Annotated in this window: 15 protein-coding genes; 7 read left to right on the top strand and 8 right to left on the bottom strand. The window is 69.7% G+C overall.

The features are described 5' to 3' along the window. Nucleotides 1-6 precede the first annotated feature (6 nt). The 3 genes from sigJ to ACZ7MY_RS16975 all read right to left on the bottom strand — a co-directional run bounded on the left by sigJ (nt 7) and on the right by ACZ7MY_RS16975 (nt 2,359). Nucleotides 7-897, bottom strand: a complete 891-nt coding sequence (gene sigJ / locus ACZ7MY_RS16985; RefSeq protein ID WP_499602559.1) for an RNA polymerase sigma factor SigJ — start codon at nt 895-897, stop codon at nt 7-9. Nucleotides 898-1,020: 123 nt separating this feature from the next. Then, nucleotides 1,021-1,731, bottom strand: coding sequence for a DUF2470 domain-containing protein (locus ACZ7MY_RS16980; protein WP_499602558.1), 711 nt, complete (start codon nt 1,729-1,731; stop codon nt 1,021-1,023). 217 nt (nt 1,732-1,948) lie between these two features. Then, entirely contained in the window at nt 1,949-2,359 is a 411-nt protein-coding gene (locus tag ACZ7MY_RS16975; RefSeq protein WP_499602557.1) for a hypothetical protein, read from the bottom strand. Between the two features lie 117 nt (nt 2,360-2,476). On the opposite strand from ACZ7MY_RS16975, the gene ACZ7MY_RS16970 reads away from it, so the two are divergent. Then, on the top strand, nt 2,477-4,396 hold the full coding sequence (locus ACZ7MY_RS16970; protein ID WP_499602556.1) for an alpha/beta hydrolase family protein: 1,920 nt from the start codon (nt 2,477-2,479) through the stop codon (nt 4,394-4,396). Between the two features lie 12 nt (nt 4,397-4,408). On the opposite strand, the gene ACZ7MY_RS16965 is transcribed toward ACZ7MY_RS16970, so the two are convergent. Next, a complete protein-coding gene (locus ACZ7MY_RS16965; RefSeq protein WP_499602554.1) occupies nt 4,409-5,059 on the bottom strand; it encodes a cysteine hydrolase family protein in 651 nt (216 codons plus the stop codon). Between the two features lie 473 nt (nt 5,060-5,532). On the opposite strand from ACZ7MY_RS16965, the gene ACZ7MY_RS16960 reads away from it, so the two are divergent. The 5 genes from ACZ7MY_RS16960 to ACZ7MY_RS16940 all read left to right on the top strand — a co-directional run bounded on the left by ACZ7MY_RS16960 (nt 5,533) and on the right by ACZ7MY_RS16940 (nt 12,747). Beyond that, a complete protein-coding gene (locus tag ACZ7MY_RS16960) occupies nt 5,533-6,759 on the top strand; it encodes a DUF6777 domain-containing protein (protein WP_499602552.1) in 1,227 nt (408 codons plus the stop codon). Nucleotides 6,760-6,862: 103 nt separating this feature from the next. Further along, on the top strand, nt 6,863-9,379 hold the full coding sequence (locus ACZ7MY_RS16955) for a DUF4132 domain-containing protein (protein ID WP_499602550.1): 2,517 nt from the start codon (nt 6,863-6,865) through the stop codon (nt 9,377-9,379). Further along, nucleotides 9,376-9,729 carry a hypothetical protein gene (locus ACZ7MY_RS16950; RefSeq protein WP_499602548.1) on the top strand — a complete coding sequence of 118 codons (354 nt, stop codon included), beginning with the start codon at nt 9,376-9,378 and terminating at the stop codon, nt 9,727-9,729. Before ACZ7MY_RS16955 ends, ACZ7MY_RS16950 begins: the two co-directional genes overlap by 4 nt. 173 nt (nt 9,730-9,902) lie before the next feature. Continuing rightward, nucleotides 9,903-11,987, top strand: a complete 2,085-nt coding sequence (locus tag ACZ7MY_RS16945) for a TPM domain-containing protein (protein ID WP_499602545.1) — start codon at nt 9,903-9,905, stop codon at nt 11,985-11,987. A 46-nt stretch (nt 11,988-12,033) separates the two neighbouring features. Continuing rightward, complete coding sequence (locus tag ACZ7MY_RS16940) at nt 12,034-12,747, top strand: PspA/IM30 family protein (protein ID WP_499602544.1); 714 nt, start codon at nt 12,034-12,036, stop codon at nt 12,745-12,747. Between the two features lie 436 nt (nt 12,748-13,183). Here ACZ7MY_RS16940 and ACZ7MY_RS16935 read toward each other — a convergent pair whose 3' ends face one another. After that, nucleotides 13,184-14,401 carry a DUF4365 domain-containing protein gene (locus ACZ7MY_RS16935; RefSeq protein WP_499602542.1) on the bottom strand — a complete coding sequence of 406 codons (1,218 nt, stop codon included), beginning with the start codon at nt 14,399-14,401 and terminating at the stop codon, nt 13,184-13,186. A gap of 486 nt (nt 14,402-14,887) precedes the next feature. After that, nucleotides 14,888-15,943 carry a hypothetical protein gene (locus ACZ7MY_RS16930; RefSeq protein WP_499602540.1) on the bottom strand — a complete coding sequence of 352 codons (1,056 nt, stop codon included), beginning with the start codon at nt 15,941-15,943 and terminating at the stop codon, nt 14,888-14,890. 642 nt (nt 15,944-16,585) lie between these two features. Here ACZ7MY_RS16930 and ACZ7MY_RS16925 point away from each other — a divergent pair. After that, complete coding sequence (locus ACZ7MY_RS16925) at nt 16,586-17,293, top strand: PaeR7I family type II restriction endonuclease (RefSeq protein ID WP_499602539.1); 708 nt, start codon at nt 16,586-16,588, stop codon at nt 17,291-17,293. Between the two features lie 87 nt (nt 17,294-17,380). Here the strand turns inward: ACZ7MY_RS16925 and ACZ7MY_RS16920 are convergent, their stop codons facing one another. Further along, a complete protein-coding gene (locus ACZ7MY_RS16920) occupies nt 17,381-18,106 on the bottom strand; it encodes a PaeR7I family type II restriction endonuclease (RefSeq protein WP_499602537.1) in 726 nt (241 codons plus the stop codon). Nucleotides 18,107-18,118: 12 nt separating this feature from the next. Next, entirely contained in the window at nt 18,119-19,795 is a 1,677-nt protein-coding gene (locus ACZ7MY_RS16915) for an Eco57I restriction-modification methylase domain-containing protein (protein ID WP_499602535.1), read from the bottom strand. Nucleotides 19,796-19,846 lie beyond the last annotated feature (51 nt).

Genomic DNA, 19,846 nt, shown 5'->3' with positions numbered 1-19,846 from the left:
TGTGCTCTATTGGGTGAACGCGGCCAGGTCGAGCCCCGTCAGCCGGTCCGGGTCGGCCAGGATGTCCATCTCCACGACGAGCCCGTCCACGACCGTGAAGCACAGGACCGACACCACCCGGCCGTCCGCCACGGTGACCACCCCCGGCGCCCCGTTGACCAGCGCCGGCCGCGCGTGCAGCGCGGCCTGCCGGAAGGTGAGCGCCTGGCTCGCGACCGTCCGCGCGCCGCGCACCTCCCGGGCCACCCCCGGGAAGGCGGCGCCGGTGTCCGCGCGCAGCACGACGTCCGGGTGCAGCACCGCGACCAGGCCCTCGAAGTCACCCGCGCGCGAGGCCGCCAGGAACGCCCCGACGACCTCCCGCTGCCGGCCGAGGTCCGCGTCCGGCACGGGCGCCGCCCCCTGCACACGGCGCCGCGCCCGGCTCGCCAGCTGCCGCGCGGCCGCCGGCGTGCGCCCGACCATCGGTGCGATCTCCTCGAAGGGCACCGCGAACATGTCGTGCAGCACGAACGCGAGCCGCTCGGCGGGCGACAGCGTCTCCAGCACGACCAGCAGCGCCAGCCCCACCGAGTCCGCCAGCAGCGCCGCCCGCTCCGGGTCGCCCGCCGCGTCGTCCGGGCTCACCACCGGGTCCGGCACCCGTACGTCGTCCAGCGACGACTCGCCCCGGGAGCTCCGCGAGCGCAGCACGTCCAGGCACACCCGGCCCACCACGGTCGTCAGCCAGCCGCCCAGGTTCCCGATCCCGTCCGCCCCGGCCCGGTTCAGCCGCAGCCACGCCTCCTGCACGGCGTCGTCCGCCTCGGCGAGCGAGCCCAGCATGCGGTACGCCACCGCCCGCAGGTGCGCACGGTTCTCCTCGAACCGCTCCGCCAGGAACTCCGTGTCGTCCATCGGTCCCATTCCCTCGTCGCGTCCCCTTGGCGCACTGACGAACCGGACGCCTCCAATGTGACAGAGGCGTCCGACAGCGCCGGCGCCCGCGCCTGCGCGGACCCCCGGGGGATGACGCCGGGTTCACCAGCCGGCGAACAGCCGTCCCCGGTGCGAGGCCCGCCGGGCGCTGTTGAGCAGCGCCTGGATCTGGCTCCCCGCCCGGTCCGCGCTCTCCAGCGGGGACAGGAAGGGCAGCCGGGCGTCGGTGTGGCCGTTCTCGTACTCCACGCGCAGCGTGATCCCGTAGCGGTCGACGGCCACGGGCAGCACCCGCCACGCGCCGGGGGCGGGGGCCGGCTGCACCAGCCGCAGCAGCAGCGGAACCAGCTCCGCGTGGTCGTCCACGAGGTGCGTCAGCATGCCCGCCTCGGCCGTCGCCAGCGGGTCGGCCTCCGCCGTCGTCAGCTCGGCAAGGCCCACAGGGACGGTGCCCTCCGCCGTCTCCAGCGTCGCGTGCACGAACTGCACGCACTGGCTGTCCTGGGCGTCCGGCCGGTAGGGCGCCGCCGTCCAGCCCGTGACCGTCACGCGGGCGCGCACCCGGTCCCGTACCGCGGTGGGGGCGACGTCGGTGAACTCCAGCGAGATCGGGGTTCCCTCGGGGCCGAAGGCCGTCTCCAGGGGGTGCAGGTGGACGTGACCTGCGAGCGCCTGCGCGGTCAGCCGGGCCACCTCCGTGCGCTCCCGGTCGGTGACGACGGTCATGGAGTGGGCCGAGGCGAGGACGGACCGGATGCGTTCGGCGGGCGTCGGCCGAGCGGGAGCGAGGGGGACGGTGGTCTTGCTGCGCATCCGGGTCTCCGCGAAGTTAGGTTAGGTTTACCTAACTCAACCATACGGGTCCGGTGCCCCGCCATCCCCCGCGGGGTGGCGGAGGGGTGACGGTGCGGCGGTCGGCGGACCCCGTGTGGGAGCGACCGAGAACCAGGGGCCGGTACCGGGCAGCCGGCACTTCGCCTCCGGCACTTCGCCTCCGGCACTTCGCCTCCGGCACTTCGCCTCCGGTACCTCACCGCCCGCCGGCCCAGCGCCGCAGCCGCTCGACGGCGTACTCCTTGCGCTCCCGAGCCGCCGCGCTCTCGCCCGGGCCCGTCACGAAGGCGGTCACCGGCGTCCACCGCGCCCGCCCCGAGGGGCCGGTCCAGCGGACCGCGGGGAAGGCGGTGACGGTCGTGATCCGCTCGCGCGGGATCACCCGTGTGCGCAGGTACCCGCGGGTCGTCAGGCGCCCGGCGGAGCAGGTCACCCCGAGCCGGTACCCCCGTACCGCGAGGGCCGCGAAGACCACGGCGAGGACACAGGCGGCGAGGCGGGGGAGCGCGGCCGGCGCCTGCGTGGCGTACGCGACGCAGGCGGCCGCGGGAAGGGCGCCGAGGCAGCCGTTCGCGAGGCGGTTCGTCCTCGTCGGCGACAGCTCCATGGTCCTCCCATCCTGGGAACGGGCCGCGGGCTGCGGCAGGATGTGCCCGGTTCCCAGGAGGAAGGCGAGACCCAAGTGGACGCTGTGGAGGGCACATTGACGGGACAGAGCGAAATCGTGGCACGTACGGTCGTGGACAGCGTCATACCGATGTTCCCGGCCCTCTCCCCGGACGGCCGCACGGTCGTCCACACGGCGCGGCCCCTCGCCGTCGCGGACCGCCTCGCCAGTGCCCTGTGGGCGGTACCCGCCGACGGCGGCGCCCCGGCCCGTCGGCTGACCGACGGCACGAGCTGGATCGGCGCCCCGCGCTGGACCCCGGACTCGGCGGCGGTCCTCTTCATCACCGCCGGGCAGCTGCACCGCGTCCGCCTCGCCGCCGCCGGCGGACCGGACGGCCCCGCCGAGGCCCTCACCACCTGGCCCGGCGGCATCGCGGACCACCTGCCGCTCGCCGACGGCCGCACCGTCGCCCTGATCGCCGCCGGCGAACCCGACGAGGCCGAGGACGACGACGTGATGGTGTGGACCGAGCGGACGGGCCCCGAGCCCTCCGCCCGCCTGCGCCTCCTCGACCTGGACAGCGGCGCCGTCCGCACCGTCGACACCCTCGGCGACCGGCACGTCGTCGAGGTGGCCGAGCGTCCGGACGGCGGCATGCTGGCCGTCCTCACCTGGGACTGCGCGGAGGAGGACCCCGGCGCACTGACCGCACGGCTCCATCTCGTCGACACCGCCGCCGGCGCCGTCCACGACCTCGGCCCCGCAGGGCACGCGGCACGCTCCCCGGTCTGGTGGCGTGCCGAGGACGGCTGGCACCTCGCCCACCTGGCCACCACCCCGCCCGGGCTGGTCGGCTCCCCGGCCGTCCTGGACCGCGCGGTCCCCGACGACCCGGGGCACCAGGCAACGCCCGAGGCACGCGACCTGACCGCCGGCATGACCGTCTGCCCCAGAGAACTCCTCCAGGTCGAAGCCGGCCCGCCCCTGGCCGTCTTCGCCGACGGCCTGGACACCGCGCTGTTCCGGCTGGACCCCGGCGAGCGGCGCTTCCGCCGCCTCCACACCCGCCCGGGCATCGTCCACGCGCTCACCGCGAGCCGCACGGGCGGGACGGTCGCCGTGCTCGCGGGCACCGCGTACGAGCCCAAGGACGTCCACGCCGGACCGCCCGACGGCCCGCTCACCCGGATCAGCGACACCCGCCCCGAGATCCGCGACATCCCCTGGGGCCGCCAGGAACGCCTCTCCTACAAGGCCTCCGACGGCCTCGCCCTCGACGGCCTGCTCCTCCTGCCGCCCGGCCGCACCCGCGCGGACGGCCCCTTCCCGATGATCACCATCGCGCACGGCGGCCCGTACGGGCGCTACACCGACGAATGGCAGTTCCACATCGACCTGCCCCCCGGCCAGCTCCTCGCCACCGCCGGCTACGCCGTCTTCCTCCCCAACTCCCGCGGCGGGGAGGGCCACGGCCACGCCTTCGCGGCCACGGCGGTGGACGGCGCCATCGGCGGCGCCGAGTGGACCGACATCACCGAGGGCATCGACCTCCTCGTCGCCCAGGGCGTCGCCGACCCCGACCGCCTCGGCATCGGCGGCTGGAGCCACGGCGGCTACCTCGCGGCGTGGGCCGTCACGCAGACCGACCGCTTCAAGGCCGCGATCGTGGGCGCCGGCATCAGCGACTGGGGCATGCTGGCCGCGACCGGCGAGCAGGGGGCCGTCCGTGAGTCCGCGGGTAGCGGCAGCATCGGCTGGGAGGGCCCCGGACCCCACGTCCACGACCGCGTCAGCCCGATCGCGTACGCCTCCCGCATCCGCACCCCGGTCCTGATCCTCCACGGCGAGAACGACACGAACGTGCCGGTCAGCCAGGGCCTCTTCCTCCACCGCGCCCTGCGCCACCACGGCGTCCCCCACGAGTTCGCCGTCTACCCGGGCGAGGGCCACATGATCGGCGGACGCGCCCACCTGCTGGACCTGATGCGCCGCAGCGTGGCCTGGTACGACCGCTGGCTCACCCCGCAGCCCTGACGTCCGCCGCCGCTACCGCCCCGCCCCGTACTCCTCGGGGCAGGGCGGCAGCAGGTCCAGGAACTCCTGCGTGGTGAGGATGGCGTGCGCGTAGACCGGCGCGTTCACCTCGAAGGTCGCCTCCATCTCCGCCGGGCTGAAGGCGGCGATCGCGTCCCGCACCAGGGTCACGTGGTAGCCGAGTTCCTGGCCGAAGCGTGCCGTGGTGTCGACGCAGGTGTTGGCCCGCATGCCGATCAGCACGATGCGCGACACCCGGTGCTGCTTCAGCTGGAAGTCCAGGTCGGTGTTGGCGAAGCCGCTCGACGACCAGTGCTCGTGCACCCGGATCTCGCCGTCGACCGGCTGGAAGTCCGGGTGGAACTCGCCGCCCCAGGAGCCCAGCGCGAAGACCTGCCCCTTGACGGTGGCCTCCTGCGCCGGGGAGAGGTGCTCCCACTCCCGGTAGTCCCCGGGGGCCGTGCGGCGGTGCGCGACGAAGAACGTGACGATGCCGCGGGCGCGGGTGGCCGCGAGCACCTGCCGCATGTGGTCGAGCAGGCCCACCTGCTCGGCCACGGTCTTCGCGCGTGGCCAGAGTTTCCCGCCGTCCGACAGGAAGTCGTTGTACGGGTCCACGAGCAGAAGACCGGTGTTCGTGCCGCTGTATCCCACTGCTTCCATGTACCGATTCTCGTCCCGGACCCGCGGCGCCACCTGCGCAGCAGGTCAGGGCAGGTCAGGACGGGTGCGGGCGGTCAAGCCGCGAAAGGACGGGACATGCCCCGCGGCACGCTCCCGTGTTCCCTGGAGGAGGGAGTCCCGTGGATGCCCCACTGCCGAAATGCCCGTGAAAAATCGAGCCTTCAAGGATTCCCGTGGCCGATTCACCCCTCCCGGCGAGGGCGCACATAATGGAATCGGAGGCCTGATGCCCCACGTCCGGGGAGAGTGCCGTGAGTTCCCTACCTCCTCCGCCCGAACACCCCGCCGGCCCTCCGTCCGGACCGCTGTCCGGCCGGCCGCCGGGCGAGCACCCGCCGGTGACACCGGGACCCCCACCGCCACCGGCGGCGCCACCACCCGGGCCGCCACCACCGCCCGGACCACCGGGTCCGCCGGGTCCACCGGGCGGCGCGGGGCACGGCGGCGAACCGGTGGAACCCGGCCGCCACCGGGGACCGCCCGCCCCGTGGTGGCGGAACCGTCGCACCCTCGTCACCGCGGGCACCGCGATGGTCGTGGCGGTCGCGGTGATCTTCGCCTTCTCGTTCCTCGGCGGCACCAAGGGCGGCGGCGAGATCTTCCTCCAGAACGCCTCCGCCGCCGGCCCGGACCCCTTCACCCCGTCCACGGCGGGCGAGGCGGGCACCGCGGTCACCCCGACGATCACCCCCAACGAGTCCTCGGCCCCGGGCGGCACCCTGAAGGTCAGCGGCGCCCACCCGGGGCTCTACAGCGCCAAGCAGAACGAGGCGGCCTGCGACGTCGAGAAGCAGATCACGTACCTCTCCCAGGACCCGTCCCGCGCCCGGGCCTTCGCCGGCACCCTGAAGGTCGCGCAGCGGGACCTCCCCTCCCACCTGCGCTCGCTGACGCCCGTTCAGCTCAGCTGGGACACCCGTGTCACCAGCCACGGCTTCAAGGACGGCAAGGCCACCGCGTACCAGGCCATCCTTCAGGCCGGCACCCCCGTGATGGTCGACGACCGCGGTGTGCCCGTGGTGCGCTGCACGTGCGGCAACCCGCTGAGCGCCCCCGACGCCGTCAGCGGTACGCCGACGTACAGCGGGCGGCAGTGGGAGACGTTCCGCGCGGCGGGGCTGGTGGCGGTCGTGCCGTCCGAGAAGCCGATGAAGACGCTCACGCTCTACGACCAGGACGGCAAGCGCTGGTTCGAGCGGCCCAGCGGCACGGTGGACGGCAAGCGCGACCACGAGGTCGAACCGCCCGGGGGCGTGCGGTCCGGCTCGCCGGTGCCGGTGCTGCCGTCGCCGTCCACGGGGTCGCAGCTGGAACCGCCGGGGAAGACGGCGCCGCCGCCGAGCGAGGAGAAGAAGCAGGAGGAGCCGAAGTCGCCCGGCACGGAGGAGCAGCCCAAGTCCCCGGACGGCACGGAGAAGCCGGAGAAGCCGCAGAGCCCGGAGACGTCGGAAGAGCCCCGCGGCCCGGAGGAGCGGAAGCAGCCGGAGGAACCGCAGAAGCCGCAGAGCCCGGAACAGCCGCAGGAACCCCCCTCCGAACCCCCGCAGCAGGAAGAGCCCGAGAAGCCCCCGCAGCAGGAGCAGCCCGAGCAGCCCCCACAACAAGAACAGCCCCCGCAGCAGGAACAGCCCCCGGCCCAGCCCAAGTCGCCCGCCGAACCGGCCCCCCTCCCCAGCTGACCCCCCACCACGACGGCCCCCCACCACGACGGCCCCACCTCGACGGCCCCGCCCGCACTCCCGCCAAGGCGCCGTTGTCGTACCCCCCTGCCACCATCCCCGCATGCTGTACGACACCGTGCTGGCCGAAGCCCGCAGGAACGACGCCTTCGACGACGTGCGCGCCGCCGCCCTCGACCGCGCCCGCTGGCTCGTCGACCTCCTCGACCGCGGCCGCGCGGAGTTCCGCCTCGCTTTCGGAACCCGCACGGGGGAGTACCGGCGCCTGGGGGAACTGCACGCCGCGACCCGGACCGAGATCGACCAGGGCCTCGCGGCCCGCGGCGGCGACGAGACGCGTGCCGCCGCCCTGACCCTGCTGCTCGTGGCCCGCCCCGACGGCACGGGCGTGTGGCACTACCGCGAGCAGGTCGCGTCCCTGGTGTCCCGACGGCGCGGATGGACGCCCGACGAGGTCGCCGTCATGCTGCTCCGCGTCGCCGAGTACCGCACGGGCCACTGGCTCGCGGAAGCGCTCGGCGCCGTGCTGGACGCCGTCGACCGGCTCGACGCCGACGGCCGCCGCGCGGTCACCCCCCACCTCCGCCGGGCGTACAGGGAGCTCATGGCCGCGGACGTCGGCGCGGGCGTACGCGGTCCGCTCGGCCGGCGCCTGCGCGCGCTGCTCGCGGACGACGACGCCGCTCTCGTGCCCGACGAGCTGATCCCGCCGCACGCGCTATGGGCCACGGCGCTGCGCGAGCGCGCCGACACCGCGCCCACGCCCGGGCTGGCCGGCTTCGTCCGGCATCTGGTGAGCCTGTCGGGGCCGCGCCCGTCACAGCGCTGGCGGCGCACCTGCCTGGAGCTGAGCGACGCGGCAGCGGCACGGGACACGACGGCGGAGATGCTGCGGGCACTCGCCGAGGACGCCCCGCAGTGCAGCAGGACGCACGGGTCGCCGAACCCCTGGCTCGGTGACACCCCCCACCTCCACTACCTCGTGGCCCAGAACGACGGCGACCTCGCGCGCGGCGTCGTCTGGGCCGCCTCGCTCACAGCGGGCCCGGCCACCGTGGGCCGGCTCGTCACCGTCGCGCTGCGCACCGGCGGACCCGGATCGGACGTGATCGAGGACGTCAAGCTCGCGGGGGCGGCGATCAACGCCCTCGCGGACGTGGACGACCCCGCCGCGCTGGAGGGCCTGTGGCGGCTGCGGGCGAAGCTCAGGCACCGGGCGCTCCTGAAGCAGCTCGACACCGCCCTCGCCACGGCCGCCGCCCGGCAGGGCATCACGCCCGCACAGCTGGTCGAGCGCAGCGTCCCGGCGCACGGCCTGGCCCCGGACGGCACGTACGTCCGCGAACTGGCGGGATACCGGGCCCGGGTGGCGATCGAGGACGCCGTGACCGTACGGCTCACCTTCACCGGTCCCGACGGACGCACCTCCCGTACGGCCCCCGCGGCTGTCAAGGAGCGGTGCGCCGAGGCGCACCAGGCGCTGAAAGCACTGGTCAAGCAGGTGCGTGCGACACTGTCGGGGGAGCGGGCCCGCCTGGAGACGCTGATGTCCACCGGGCGCACCTGGCCGCACGACGAATGGCGCCGCCACTACCGCGACCACCCCGTCACCGGAGTCCTCACCCGGGGCCTGATCTGGGAGGCGCGGGACGCCGAGGGCACCTGGCACGCGGTGGCGCCCACGGCCGAGCCCGATCGGGCGCCCACCGGGGAGCCCACGCGCATCCGCCTGTGGCACCCGGTCCACGCCTCGCCGGACGCCGTCGCCACGTGGCGCGCCCAGGTGGTCGCCGCGGGGCTGCGGCAGCCGTTCAAGCAGGCGTTCCGGGAGATCTACCTGCCCACCCCGGCCGAGGCGGAGACCGGCACCTACTCCAACCGCTTCGCGGCGCACATCGTCGACTACCCGCGGCTGTACGCGCTGTTCAAGGAACGCGGCTGGCACGCCGGCTTCCTCGGCGACCACGACGGCGGTCAGGACGGTCTGGCCCGGCGCGAGTTCGGGGACGGCCGGTGGTGCGCCTGCTTCCACCACGAACCGGCCGGGGAGGACGCGGGCCACGCCCCGGAGCGCGCGGCGACCGACCGGGTACGGTTCGAGCGCCGCGACGGGCGGCGCAGGCAGGAGGTCCCGCTCGCCGAAGTGCCGCCCTTGGTCTTCAGCGAGGCGATGCGGGACGTCGACCTCTTCGTGGCCGTCACCTCGATCGCTGCGGACCCGACGTGGACGGACCGGGGCGAGGACCGCCACGCGGCGTACTGGCGGGTCGCGTCCTTCGGGGAGTTGACGGCGAACGCGGAGGTCCGCCGGGAGGCCCTGCAACGGATCCTGCCGCGCCTGAGGATCGCGGAGCGGTGCACGCTCGACGGCCGCTACCTGACGGTCCGCGGGGACCTCACGACGTACCGCATCCACCTGGGCTCGGCGAACGTCCTGATGGCACCGGACGACGCCTACCTCTGCGTCGTCCCCGCCCGCCGCACGGCCGAGCCGAAGGTCTTCCTGCCCTTCGAGGACGACCGGCTCGCGCTGATCCTGTCCAAGGCGGCACTGCTGGCAGCGGACTCGGCGATCACCGACCCGGCCATCCGGCGCCAGATCGAGCGGGCCGCGCGATGACCACGGTGACCTTCCAGGACGAGACGGCCGGGGGCGAACCCGCCCCGGCCCTGCGGCTCACGGGCCTCCCGGAGCGGATGACCGTCCGGGCCCTGCTCCACCTCCGCGTCCACGAGGAGGTGACCCGCCACAACGCCGCGCGCCCCACGACCGCGCACCCCACGACCGCGCGGCCCGCCACCCCGCTCGACGGCCCCACGGAAGCCGCACGGGCCGAACGCGCCTTCCTCTCGAACGCCCTCTTCGTCCTGACCCCCACCCACCAGCTCACCGACCTCGACGAGGAAGTCGACCTCACGAGCACCCCGACCCTGACCTTCCTCCGCCTCGTCCCGCTCGCCGGCGGCTGACCCCGGCCACCGGCACCCCGCCACCGGCACCCGGGAACCGGCCCGCGGGCCGGGCCCGTACGGGGAACGCGGCCCCCGAAGGGGCAGGTCCCAGCCCCGGACCGGTCCCGGTCGCGGTGGGCCAGAAGGGGTAATACGCTCACAAAGTGAGGCCGCACCGGAGCCGAGAACCGATGCACAGTGGCGTTCGCCCCTCGCACACCCTGCGTGCCGCGTACGCCCTCATCAGCGCACTGGCAACGCTGTGCTGGCTGTTGCAGCCCGCCGCGGACGCCCGCGCCGACGACCCGATCGTGCTGTCGCGTACCGGCCAGATCACCGACAGGGTGGACGCGCTCGGCGACCGCAAGGCCGCCGTCGCGACGGCTCTGCGGGGCCTCGACGACACGCACCGCGTGCAGCTCTACGTCGCCTACGTACGCGACTTCTCCGGCCGCTCCGCCCAGGACTGGGCCGACACGACCGCCGAGCGCAACGGCCTCGGCCTCAACGACGTACTGCTGGCCGTCGCCACGCACGACCGGCAGTACGCGTACTCCGTGGACCAGGACTCGTCACTGACCGACGCCCAACTGCGGGACGTCGCGCGGACGGCGGTCGAGCCGGCGCTGCGGCAGAACGACTGGGCGGGGGCGGCCGTCGGCGCGGCGGACGGCATCGGCGCGGTCCTCGCGGGCAAGCCCGTGCCCACGCCGGCGATCACCCCGGGCGCGGCCGACCCGGGCGGGGCCGGCGGCCTCGGGGTCACGGGCGGCGAACTCATCCTGCCGGTCGTGCTGCTGGGAGGCCTGCTCGCCCTCGGCTGGTACGCGTACACCCGGCGCAGGCAGCGCCCGGGAACCCGTACCACCCCGACCGGGGGAGGCTGGGGCAGGCGCGGCGAGCAGGCCGTGCCGCTGCCCGACCTCGACCGGCGGGCCAGGGAACTGCTCGTCGAGACGGACGACGCGGTGCGCACCAGCAGTGAGGAACTCGGTTTCGCCACCGCCCAGTTCGGCGAGGAGGCGGCCGCACCCTTCGGGAAGGCGCTGGGGCACGCGGAGTCTGAGCTCACGGCGGCCTTCCGGCTACGGCAGCAACTCGACGACGCGATCCCGGAGGACGACGCGGCCAGACGCCGCATGCTGGACGAGATCATCGCGCGCTGCACCGAGGCCAACCGGCGGCTCGACGCGGAGGCCGAGGGCTTCGACCGGCTGCGCGCGCTGGAGGAGAACGCGCCCCAGGCGCTGCAGCACGCCGAGGCGGAGCTGCGGGAGGTCACCGGCCGCACCGACACGGCGCGGACCACGCTCACCACGCTCGGCACGCGGTACGCGCCCACCGCGGTGCTGCCCGTCGCGGGGCACGTCGAGCAGGCCAGGGACCGGCTCGTGTTCGCCGCGGCCCAGGTCGACCAGGCCCGCGAGGCCGTGGCGGCGGGCGCGGGCGGAACGGCCGCGGTGCACCTGCGGGCCGCCGAGGGCGCCATCGACCAGGCAGGCACCTTCGTGGACGCCGTCGGCCGGCTGGGCACAGAACTCGCGGAGGCGGCGGGCAAGCTGCCGGGCGCGCTGACGGAGACCGAGACCGACCTCGCGGAGGCGCGGGGCATGCTGCTCGGCACCCCCGAGGGCACCTCCACGGCGGACCTGCACGGCCGGATCGCCCGCGCCGAGTCGGTCGTCGGGGAGGTGCGGACGCAGATCGCCGCGGGCCCGTACGACCCGATCGACGTGCTGCGCCGCGTGGAGGAGGCGGGCGCGGCCCTCGACGGCGCCCTCACCGGAGCGCGTGAGCACGAGGTGAGCAACCAGAAGGCCCGGGCACTGTTCGACCAGGCCCTGCTCACCGCGCGCAGCGCGTTGGGCGCCGCTTCGGACTTCATCACGACCCACCGGGCGGCGGTGGGCAGCGAGGCCAGGACGCGTCTGGCCGAGGCGCTGCGCCACCTGGAACTGGCGCAGGAGTCCGCGGATCCCGTCGCGGCGCTCACGGAGGCGCAGCGGGCGGATGAGCTGGCCAGGGCGGCGCAGCAGCTGGCCGAGGGCGATGTGCGCATGTACGGCAGTCCGTACGGCGACGCCATGGGCGGCCGCCGCGGGGGCGGCGGCATGGGAGGGGCGGTGCTCGGCGGCATCCTGCTCGGGGAGATCTTCGGCGGTATGGGCCGCGGGACGGGCGGGGGCATGTTCGGCGGCGGGTTCGGCGGGGGCGGCCCGGGCAGCTTCGGTGGCGGGGGGACGCGCGGCCGAAGGGGTGGCGGCGGCAGGTTCTGAGCAGGACGAAGCCACTCGGGGAAAGCGAGAGCGAGAGGTTGGCCCCATGACCAAGCAGACGATCCTCGGCCGCGTCGCACAGCTGGCGAAGGCGAACATCAATGCGCTGCTGGACCAGGCGGAGGACCCGCAGAAGATGCTCGACCAGCTGATCCGCGACTACGGCAACAACATCAGTGAGGCCGAGCAGGCGGTCGCCACGACCATCGGCAACCTGCGCCTGCTGGAACAGGACCACCAGGAGGACGAGGAGGCGGCCACGGAATGGGGCACCAAGGCACTGGCCGCCAGTAGGAAGGCGGACGAGCTGCGCGCCGCGGGCTCGGGTACGGACGCGGACGCGTTCGACCGCCTGGCAAAGGTGGCGCTCCAGCGGCAGTTGCAGGCGGGCCGGGAGGCGAAGGACGCCGAGCCGACGATCGCCACGCAGCGGGAGGTCGTCGACAAGCTGAAGGCCGGCCTGGACCAGATGAAGGTCAAGCTGACGGAGCTCCACTCGAAGCGCGACCAGTTGGTGGCCCGATCGAAGACCGCCCAGGCACAGAGCCAGATGCTGGACGCGGCGCAGAACATCAATGTGCTGGACCCCACAACGGAGTTGAGCCGCTTCGAGGAAATAGTCCGCCGCGAGGAGGCCAGGGCCCTGGGCCAACAGGAACTCGCCGACTCGTCCCTGGACGCCCAGTTCGAACGCCTCGACACGATGGGCGACGCAGCCGAAATCGAAGCCCGCTTCGCCGCCCTCAAGGCCCACGCCTGACCCCCCGGCCCTGAGACGCTCACCGTGGACACTCCGGAGTCGGCGGCAGCCGTCGCCCCGAATCGTCACCCCGGCGCAGCCGTATGGCCCCATCACGCAGGCTGAGTCGTCGCGGGTCGGCAAACCGGCCGCCATGGGAAGCCGGCGGTGCGAGCTGGCGGGGGTTGCGAGCCGATCGGACACGAGACACGGCAGGCAACCTGGCCTTCGGGTAGCCCCCGGCAGGATGCCAACCTGCGCACACGGCTCCGGAGGGCCCTTCGCATCCGAGTGAAACAGCAGGTCAAAGCTCTGCGCGGGGCAGATCAGCCAGGACGAGTCCACGAATAGTCCACGGCTGGCTGGCCACCGCTTTAGGTGTGCGATCAAGGAGTTCTCATGAGCCTTCGGTGCTTGAGCCACGATGTTCTTGTGGGTTAGTCATGGCCTTTGCCGCCTATCGCGTTGGATCCCGGTGGCCGCTATCCCGGACCCGGCCCGACGTCGTGGATCCAGGCACGGGGATTCGCCAGTCGATTCGAACCTGTTCGTCGAGGGGGAGCGAGGGACCACCGACGTAGACACAGCGGATGAGGTAGAGGATGGCCAGGCGGAATGCCTCCGGCTCGATGTCGTCCACCGTTGCCACCACCGCCCGGCTCATCTTGTTCACCTGGCGGACGATGCGTGGTTCGGTTTCGAGAGGGCCGAGTTCGGCGACAATCTCCGGTTCAAGCTCGCCGTCCTCGCGTGTGGCCAAGATCGAGCGCTGCATCAGGTCGGGCTCGGCTTCGATGCGGTCGAGAATGCGGGCGAGGACGTATTCGTGGATCACATCCGCCTCGATGCTGCCATGCTCTTCGCCCGTGCAACTCGGACACCCGTCACACTCGACGGGGCCGACGAAACCGTCTTCCGGTCCTTCGTCAGCTTGCCGAGTGGACATAAAGCACGAGGCTGCCCACATAGTCTCGGAGCGGCTCAGGCCTAGGTCTTTGGCGGTCCACAGGTCAACATCGGCCGGTTCGCCGCCGCTTCCGCCCTCCGGCATCGGAATCTCGGAGCGCATCAGGGACCCCAGGGTGACGAGAGCCGGTTCCCAGTCTTGAGTGCTGAGCAGCAGTGTCGCCACCGCGGCCCCTGGCTGTTTCCAAAAGATGAGGTCCTCGTCTTCGCCGTTGACGAAGTGCAGCACGTGGTCCGTCGGGTCGAATTCGACTCCGGACATCTCCCCCAGGTGGGTGAGGACGGCCTGCCGGCCTCGGTAGCGTCCGACGTAGCGGCGGGCCTGGGCGACGAAGGACTTCATGGTGATGTCGTCCAGCACTGCGTTGGGGCTGACGCCGATGAAGCGTGGCGGATTCAGCGACCCGAGCCGGCGGAGTTGCTCGGTGGCGTTCGCCCAGTGCAGTCTCCTGGTGTCTGGGTCATACACCACGCAGTAGACAGGGATGTTGCCGTTCGCCCAAGTGTCGCCGTGCCGACGGACAGGCACTGCGTAGCCGTTGCCTCGACGCCAGCTTTCCCCGCCCTTGACCTGGACCTTGATGGTGTCGCTGGTGACATCTCCATTGTCGGTGAAGGTGACGTAGAGGTCCTCGCCGAAGTCGTTTTGCCCGGATATCTCTTGAACGATGTGATCATGCTCTTCAAGCAAGGAGCGCAGCACGTTCACGGCAGCCTGTCCCACGCGCCGCCCTCTCGATATCTTCGGCATATAGCTCCCCCGGAGATTCTTCGCCTGCCCTGCATGAGCCCGAGCAGGATCTGCCCTAGTTCACTCTGCCCCACGCCTCTGACATCGCGCCCTGGAGGCGCGGAACATTGGAGCCCGCCGCGGGCTTGGCTCGGCGTAGTTCGTTAGCGACGAGGGGGCAGTCACGACCTTGCGGATGCAGCGCCTCTCTACGGCTCCCCGTGCGAGCCCTGAGACTGCGCCTGTGGATGACCGCCCAACGCCCGGCACTCTAGCCCCCAATCGTCACTCCGTCCTGGAAGACGCCCTGGCTCTGTTTGAGGTGTCCCTCAACACGGACAATCCGGCGCGTCGTCAAGCGGCGCAGCTCGCCAACCTGTGCGTGCAGGTCTTCCGCGGAACCCGCGCGTGGTCGGGAGCGTACCCGTGCCAGTTAGGCGAGTGCGCTGCGGCGACTGTGCCGTGTTACTTAGCCAAGCGGCCGGTGTTGCGCAGAACGAGAGCGATGAGTGAGGCGAGCCGCAGGAATAGGTAGTCGACGGTGGAGTCGCCAGGGAGATCGTGCTTGCCGTGCTCGTAATGCCGAATCATGAAGTCGTTGCCGAGGTTTGTCAGCGCCTTGAACTCCGCGTCCAGAACCTCGCGAAACGCCTCCGATCCAGGGACAGCACGGATGAGAAGCTGCTCGACAGACGCCCTCTTCTTGTTTGGGGTCCCGAGTTCGAGGGTCTTGAGCCGCTCAAATCCGTCCCAAAGTTTCTCAAGAGCATCTCGTCGGTCGGCCGGGGTCCTGGATAGGAAGCGAGTCATCGCCTCGTTGAACTTGTCATCGAGCGGCTGGTCTCCGGTATCGGGCTTGAAATCGGAGATCAACGCTCGTGCTTCGGGTGGTCCTAGCCGTCGGGTGCGAAGGTCATCGCCGATCGTGAAGGCGATCCCGTTTCTGGCGAAGAGGAGATCGATGTCTTGCTGGAACTGCACCTGCCCGGGGGTGAGTCGTCGATCGAACGGTGAGTCGTGTTGCTGCTCATTGAGGAAGGCGTAGTCCGTATGCTCGAACACCCAACTGTGGGACTTGCTCCACGGGCTCGGTGTCACGATGTGGCGTGCGACAAAGTCAACGACATCCAACACTGTTGCCGTGTCCGGCAGCCGCTTCGGATCTAGCGGACTCGTCGGTAGGTCCGGGGGCTGGGGGTTGGCAGAAGCCGAGTGGATGAGTACCGCCGTGTCCTGGACCTCCTGCCCGCCGTCCGGTGTTGCCGGGCGCTCGATCAGACTCGGGACATGAGCTCTGAGGTCGGCGAGGAACATTTCTTCGTCCGTGCCGATGATCGTGCTGTGGCCGGTGGGATCGTCCGGGCAGCCGTATCTGGGAAAGACACGGGCAAGCGAACCGTCGGTGATCCGCCGACGGATCAGGGTGATCAAGCCTGCCCACACGTCGGTGGAGATGTCCTCACTAATGCGAGGGCGAGGAGGGCCGGCGCGGTCGGAGTAAAAGTTGTCCCTGGTGGTCACGGCACACACTCTCGCAGTAGTGCCCGTGACCGACCAAGTGACTTTGTGATGCTCTCGCCAGAGGGTGGGTCGGTGTTCGCGGTACGCGGTTCCGACGTAGCGCATGGTGCCGACTACGCGACTCCGGTGGCCAGATGGAGCGACGGGGGTCGTGCCACGACATTGCTGGCGCTGGAGATGTGCACTCGGGAACTGCGTGGAAGGCCTGTTGCGACGCGGCGCGCTTCTGGGGCAGCCGGGAACCCGCTCCGGAGACCCCGTGTGTCTCAGGCGTCTACCTGGCGGGCGGTGGGCGTCCGAGCACGTCCGGTACCAGTCCAAGAGAGGTCCACCGTTACACCGTGGGCGTCTGACTGGTGGGGATGCATACAGCAATGACCCCATACAGCGTTGATGCTGAGTTTGTACCCGCCGCCGTTCGCTTTGAGGCTGACGGAGCTCGCGGAGACTTCGTTGGGGACGAAGCCGGCGACGGGCGCCTTGCCCGTGGCTGGCTGCCGATCCTCTATGCGGACATTGCTGTTCCGGCCGGAAGCCCGGAAGGATGAGGCTTCCGGCCTTGAGTAACCTAAGCGAGAGTGTTCATCGGCCTTGCAGAGAACGAAGTTGGCGCAGAGAGCATCGCGCAGGGGAGGAGCGTGCGTGGACAGGAAAGCGGTTCAGCAGGCGGTGGAGGACTTCTGGTTTGCACGGACAAGCCAGAAGAGCAAGCTGGAGGACGAGGGTAAAGCTGGGGGCGAGGCCCGCGCTAACGGGCATATGAAGACCCTGGAATCCCTCGTGAAACAGACGTTCATTGAGTGCGGAATCCCGGAAGACTGCATCAAAACGGGACAACCTTACTTGCCTGGATACTATCGCGTTCGAAAGCAATGGGACCTGGTGGTTGTTTACGAGGGAGTCCTCGTCGCTGCTTTCGAGTTTAAATCCCAGGTTGGAAGCGTCGGAAAAAACTTCAACAATCGGTTCGAGGAGGCATTGGGGAGCGCCACCGATCTTGAGGCCGTGCAGAAGAAAAACGAGCGCAGCCCATTTGGGGATATTCGCCCCTGGCTTGGTTATGTTTTCGTTCTCCAGGAGACGGAGGAAACCGAAAAGGAGGGTCGGGCGACGAAGGCGCTATTTTCGACCGATTCCACCTTCTCTGGCTTTTCCTACAATCAACGCTATCAGGAGATGATCAGCCGCTTCATCGCTGAGGGCGTTTACGATGCAGGATGGCTTATCACTACACAGCGCGACGGCGACGAGATCACTTATAAGGAACCGCTGGTCGCCGCCAGAGCTGATGTTCTTCGCGTGGCCATTGAGGGGCGCGTAAACCTCGTTAAAGCTATGTTGAAGGGATGAAACGTCAGACCATCTAGATCCGACCGAATGGCTGAGCACCCGGGATGCATGTACACTCCGGGTGCTCTGTTGGCCGGGCATGAAAACTTACCCCGGGAGCCCCAGATCTTTCAGATATGAAAGACGAGCGCTTATTGCCGCAGAGAAGTGTCTCCAGTCGAGCTTTTCATTGGGCTCGATCGGCTCGGGGTTCGACGCGGACGAGGTCACGTAGCAAGCCGCATCGTAAAGCCGCTCCTGCATAAGGCGCTGACAGAATATTCCGAATCGATCCTGGTAGGAGGTTCCATTCCAGATCGGGTCGACCGGCAGCGCGCCAGGAGCTGTTTTCACTGAACGCCGGGATCCTTCTTCGTCCTGCATTATGAAGAAGTATCCGAGCCACGGATCTTCTCCTGGGTAAAGGTCGGCAAGGGCGGCATGCCGAAGGTCGATTGCGCTTCCCAGCGCCTCTTCGACTCGATTGTTGTAGTTGTTGCCGAATGAAGGTCCACCGAGTGCCTTGAGCTCGAAGGCCGCCACGAGAGTCTCTCTATGAACAACTACAAGGTCCCATTGCTTCTGCGGGCGATAGTAACCAGGCAACTCCAGACCCTGCGATTTATTGACTCGGATACTCTCCGGAGGATAACCAGCTTCCAGGAAAAACTTCGAAAGCAGAACTGCGATGGCGTCGAAGTGTTTTCCGCCTCGGACCGAGCCTGCAGTTCCGGCTCCCACCGCAGCCTTGATCGTCGACTGCTCTCGTTGTAGTTCTTTGGCGCCCCAGTACGCGGCGATGGCATCCTCGAAATCTTGGCGAGTGACCGTCAAGTTTAACTTCTCCTAGTCAGGGAGTTCGGCGATTCGATAGACGCGTAGGGCGGCTTCCGTAGCAGCCTCCACGTCACGCTTATCAAAAGCTTCGGCTAGAGCGGTCAAGTCGTCTTCGCAGATGGATTTGGGATCAGGCACGCGGATCTTGCGGAGGTATTGCGCCTGGAAACGGAGAGTTCCCCCTCGCATCTTCACGGCATAAGCGTCGACAAAAGCCTCGGCAACCTTAGAGAGGAGGAGACCGCCCAAAACGCGCATGTCCCAGATGTCCGAGACGATGAAGTACAGGTTGTGGTGAGGGTACAGTCCACCCTGATCGAGGACAGGATGGATCGTCAGCTTCATATCTGGGAAGAGCAACTTGGGGCGTCGAGTCAGAGCGTGGTCGACTTTGTCGATGGTCTTGTACCAACGCTGGGGTTGCTTGACCGCAATGTAGCGCTTGCGCAATGCGGTCACGTGTTCCTCGAAGTAGGCAGCGAGCCGCGGGTAGGCAGCGAGATCAACCAGGTTCCCGTCCGCTGCCCATGGATTGACTAGGTAGGTGCCGTTCCAGTGGAGGACGCCGCTTGTGGTATCGCGCACCATGGCCATGGGGAGTAGCCGGTCATTTTCGACGAGATCGTCATCATGAGTGAGGAAGATCTTGTCGGCGCCAGTGGCGACTCCGATGCCGACTCGTGTGCCCGTCTCTGCGGCTTCTAGCGGCAGAAAGCGCTCAGTGAGGTCTTCCAACATGGCCAGCCTTGCGGGTGACGCGGCCGGCCACGAGTCCTCGTCGGGGAACCAATGCGCCATCCGAGCGGCTTGGAATGCATCGGTTGTAACCGATGCCGAACAGGTGTTGACGTACCAGCTCGCGAAATCCCGGGCCTGAGTGGCTGTGAATGACCGAGTAGCATCGGCAGCTACGGCGGACCCCTGATGGCGGTTCGAGATGATCGTGATGGCGGGGTAAGCCGAAACCTGATCGTCAAACGCATCGACATCATGCATGACCAGCGCTAGGTCCATGCTGAAACGGGTAGTCACAAGTTGTCGCAGCCGGCGGCCGTACTGATTCCGCATCCAGCGGTCCGCACAAATGAAACCCAGCTGCCCGTTAGAGGCGAGACTCCGCAAGGCAACCTCGTAGAAGCCAATGTAAATGTCTGCCCGACCGCCCATCGTGGAACAAGCGCCGCGGTAAGCCGCCATCCGGTCGTCAGGTACATCCTCAAGGCGGATATATGGAGGATTACCCACGATGTAGTCGGCGCGGTGGTCCGTGTCGGTTTGGAGGAGATAATCACCCTGGGTGATCCATCTTGTGGCTACTTGGGTGGCTTCTTCTGGTTGCCATCCATCAGATACCAACTGATGCTCCACCACTGCACGGCTGCGCTGCACATTGCGATCCAGCAAGTCGAACGCGGAGACAGCCTCGAGCGCATCATCGATGGGGCGCCCGTGGGAACGGCAGGATGCGCTGATCCGCGACGCGACGGCGATTAGAAACGCCCCCCTACCACAGGCTGGCTCCACGAGCTTGACCTCACAGAGGTCCTTGTCGGCCGTGTAGCCGAGGAGGTCAAGGATCAGGTCGACTACCCAGCGGCGCGTGAAGACCTCGCCGTGCTCCACCACCTCTGACGGGAGGTTGGGCAGGCTTTGTTCGTCGGTGACAGGAGTTGAGGAAGTACCCACGAGCACGACCCTACCGCGGAAGGTTCCAACCACAGTATTTGTAGATGGGGT

This window comes from Streptomyces sp. NPDC111520, assembly GCF_055635295.1.
This window is presented reverse-complemented; position numbering and strand designations above follow the sequence as displayed.

Coding starts and splice junctions, on each gene's coding strand:
- ACZ7MY_RS16975 (WP_499602557.1), bottom strand. CDS start 2,359: ATGGAGCTGTCGCCGACGAGGACGAACCGCCTCGCGAACGGCTGCCTC.
- ACZ7MY_RS16945 (WP_499602545.1), top strand. CDS start 9,903: ATGCACAGTGGCGTTCGCCCCTCGCACACCCTGCGTGCCGCGTACGCC.
- ACZ7MY_RS16940 (WP_499602544.1), top strand. CDS start 12,034: ATGACCAAGCAGACGATCCTCGGCCGCGTCGCACAGCTGGCGAAGGCG.
- ACZ7MY_RS16980 (WP_499602558.1), bottom strand. CDS start 1,731: ATGCGCAGCAAGACCACCGTCCCCCTCGCTCCCGCTCGGCCGACGCCC.
- ACZ7MY_RS16965 (WP_499602554.1), bottom strand. CDS start 5,059: ATGGAAGCAGTGGGATACAGCGGCACGAACACCGGTCTTCTGCTCGTG.
- ACZ7MY_RS16950 (WP_499602548.1), top strand. CDS start 9,376: ATGACCACGGTGACCTTCCAGGACGAGACGGCCGGGGGCGAACCCGCC.
- ACZ7MY_RS16955 (WP_499602550.1), top strand. CDS start 6,863: ATGCTGTACGACACCGTGCTGGCCGAAGCCCGCAGGAACGACGCCTTC.
- sigJ (WP_499602559.1), bottom strand. CDS start 897: ATGGACGACACGGAGTTCCTGGCGGAGCGGTTCGAGGAGAACCGTGCG.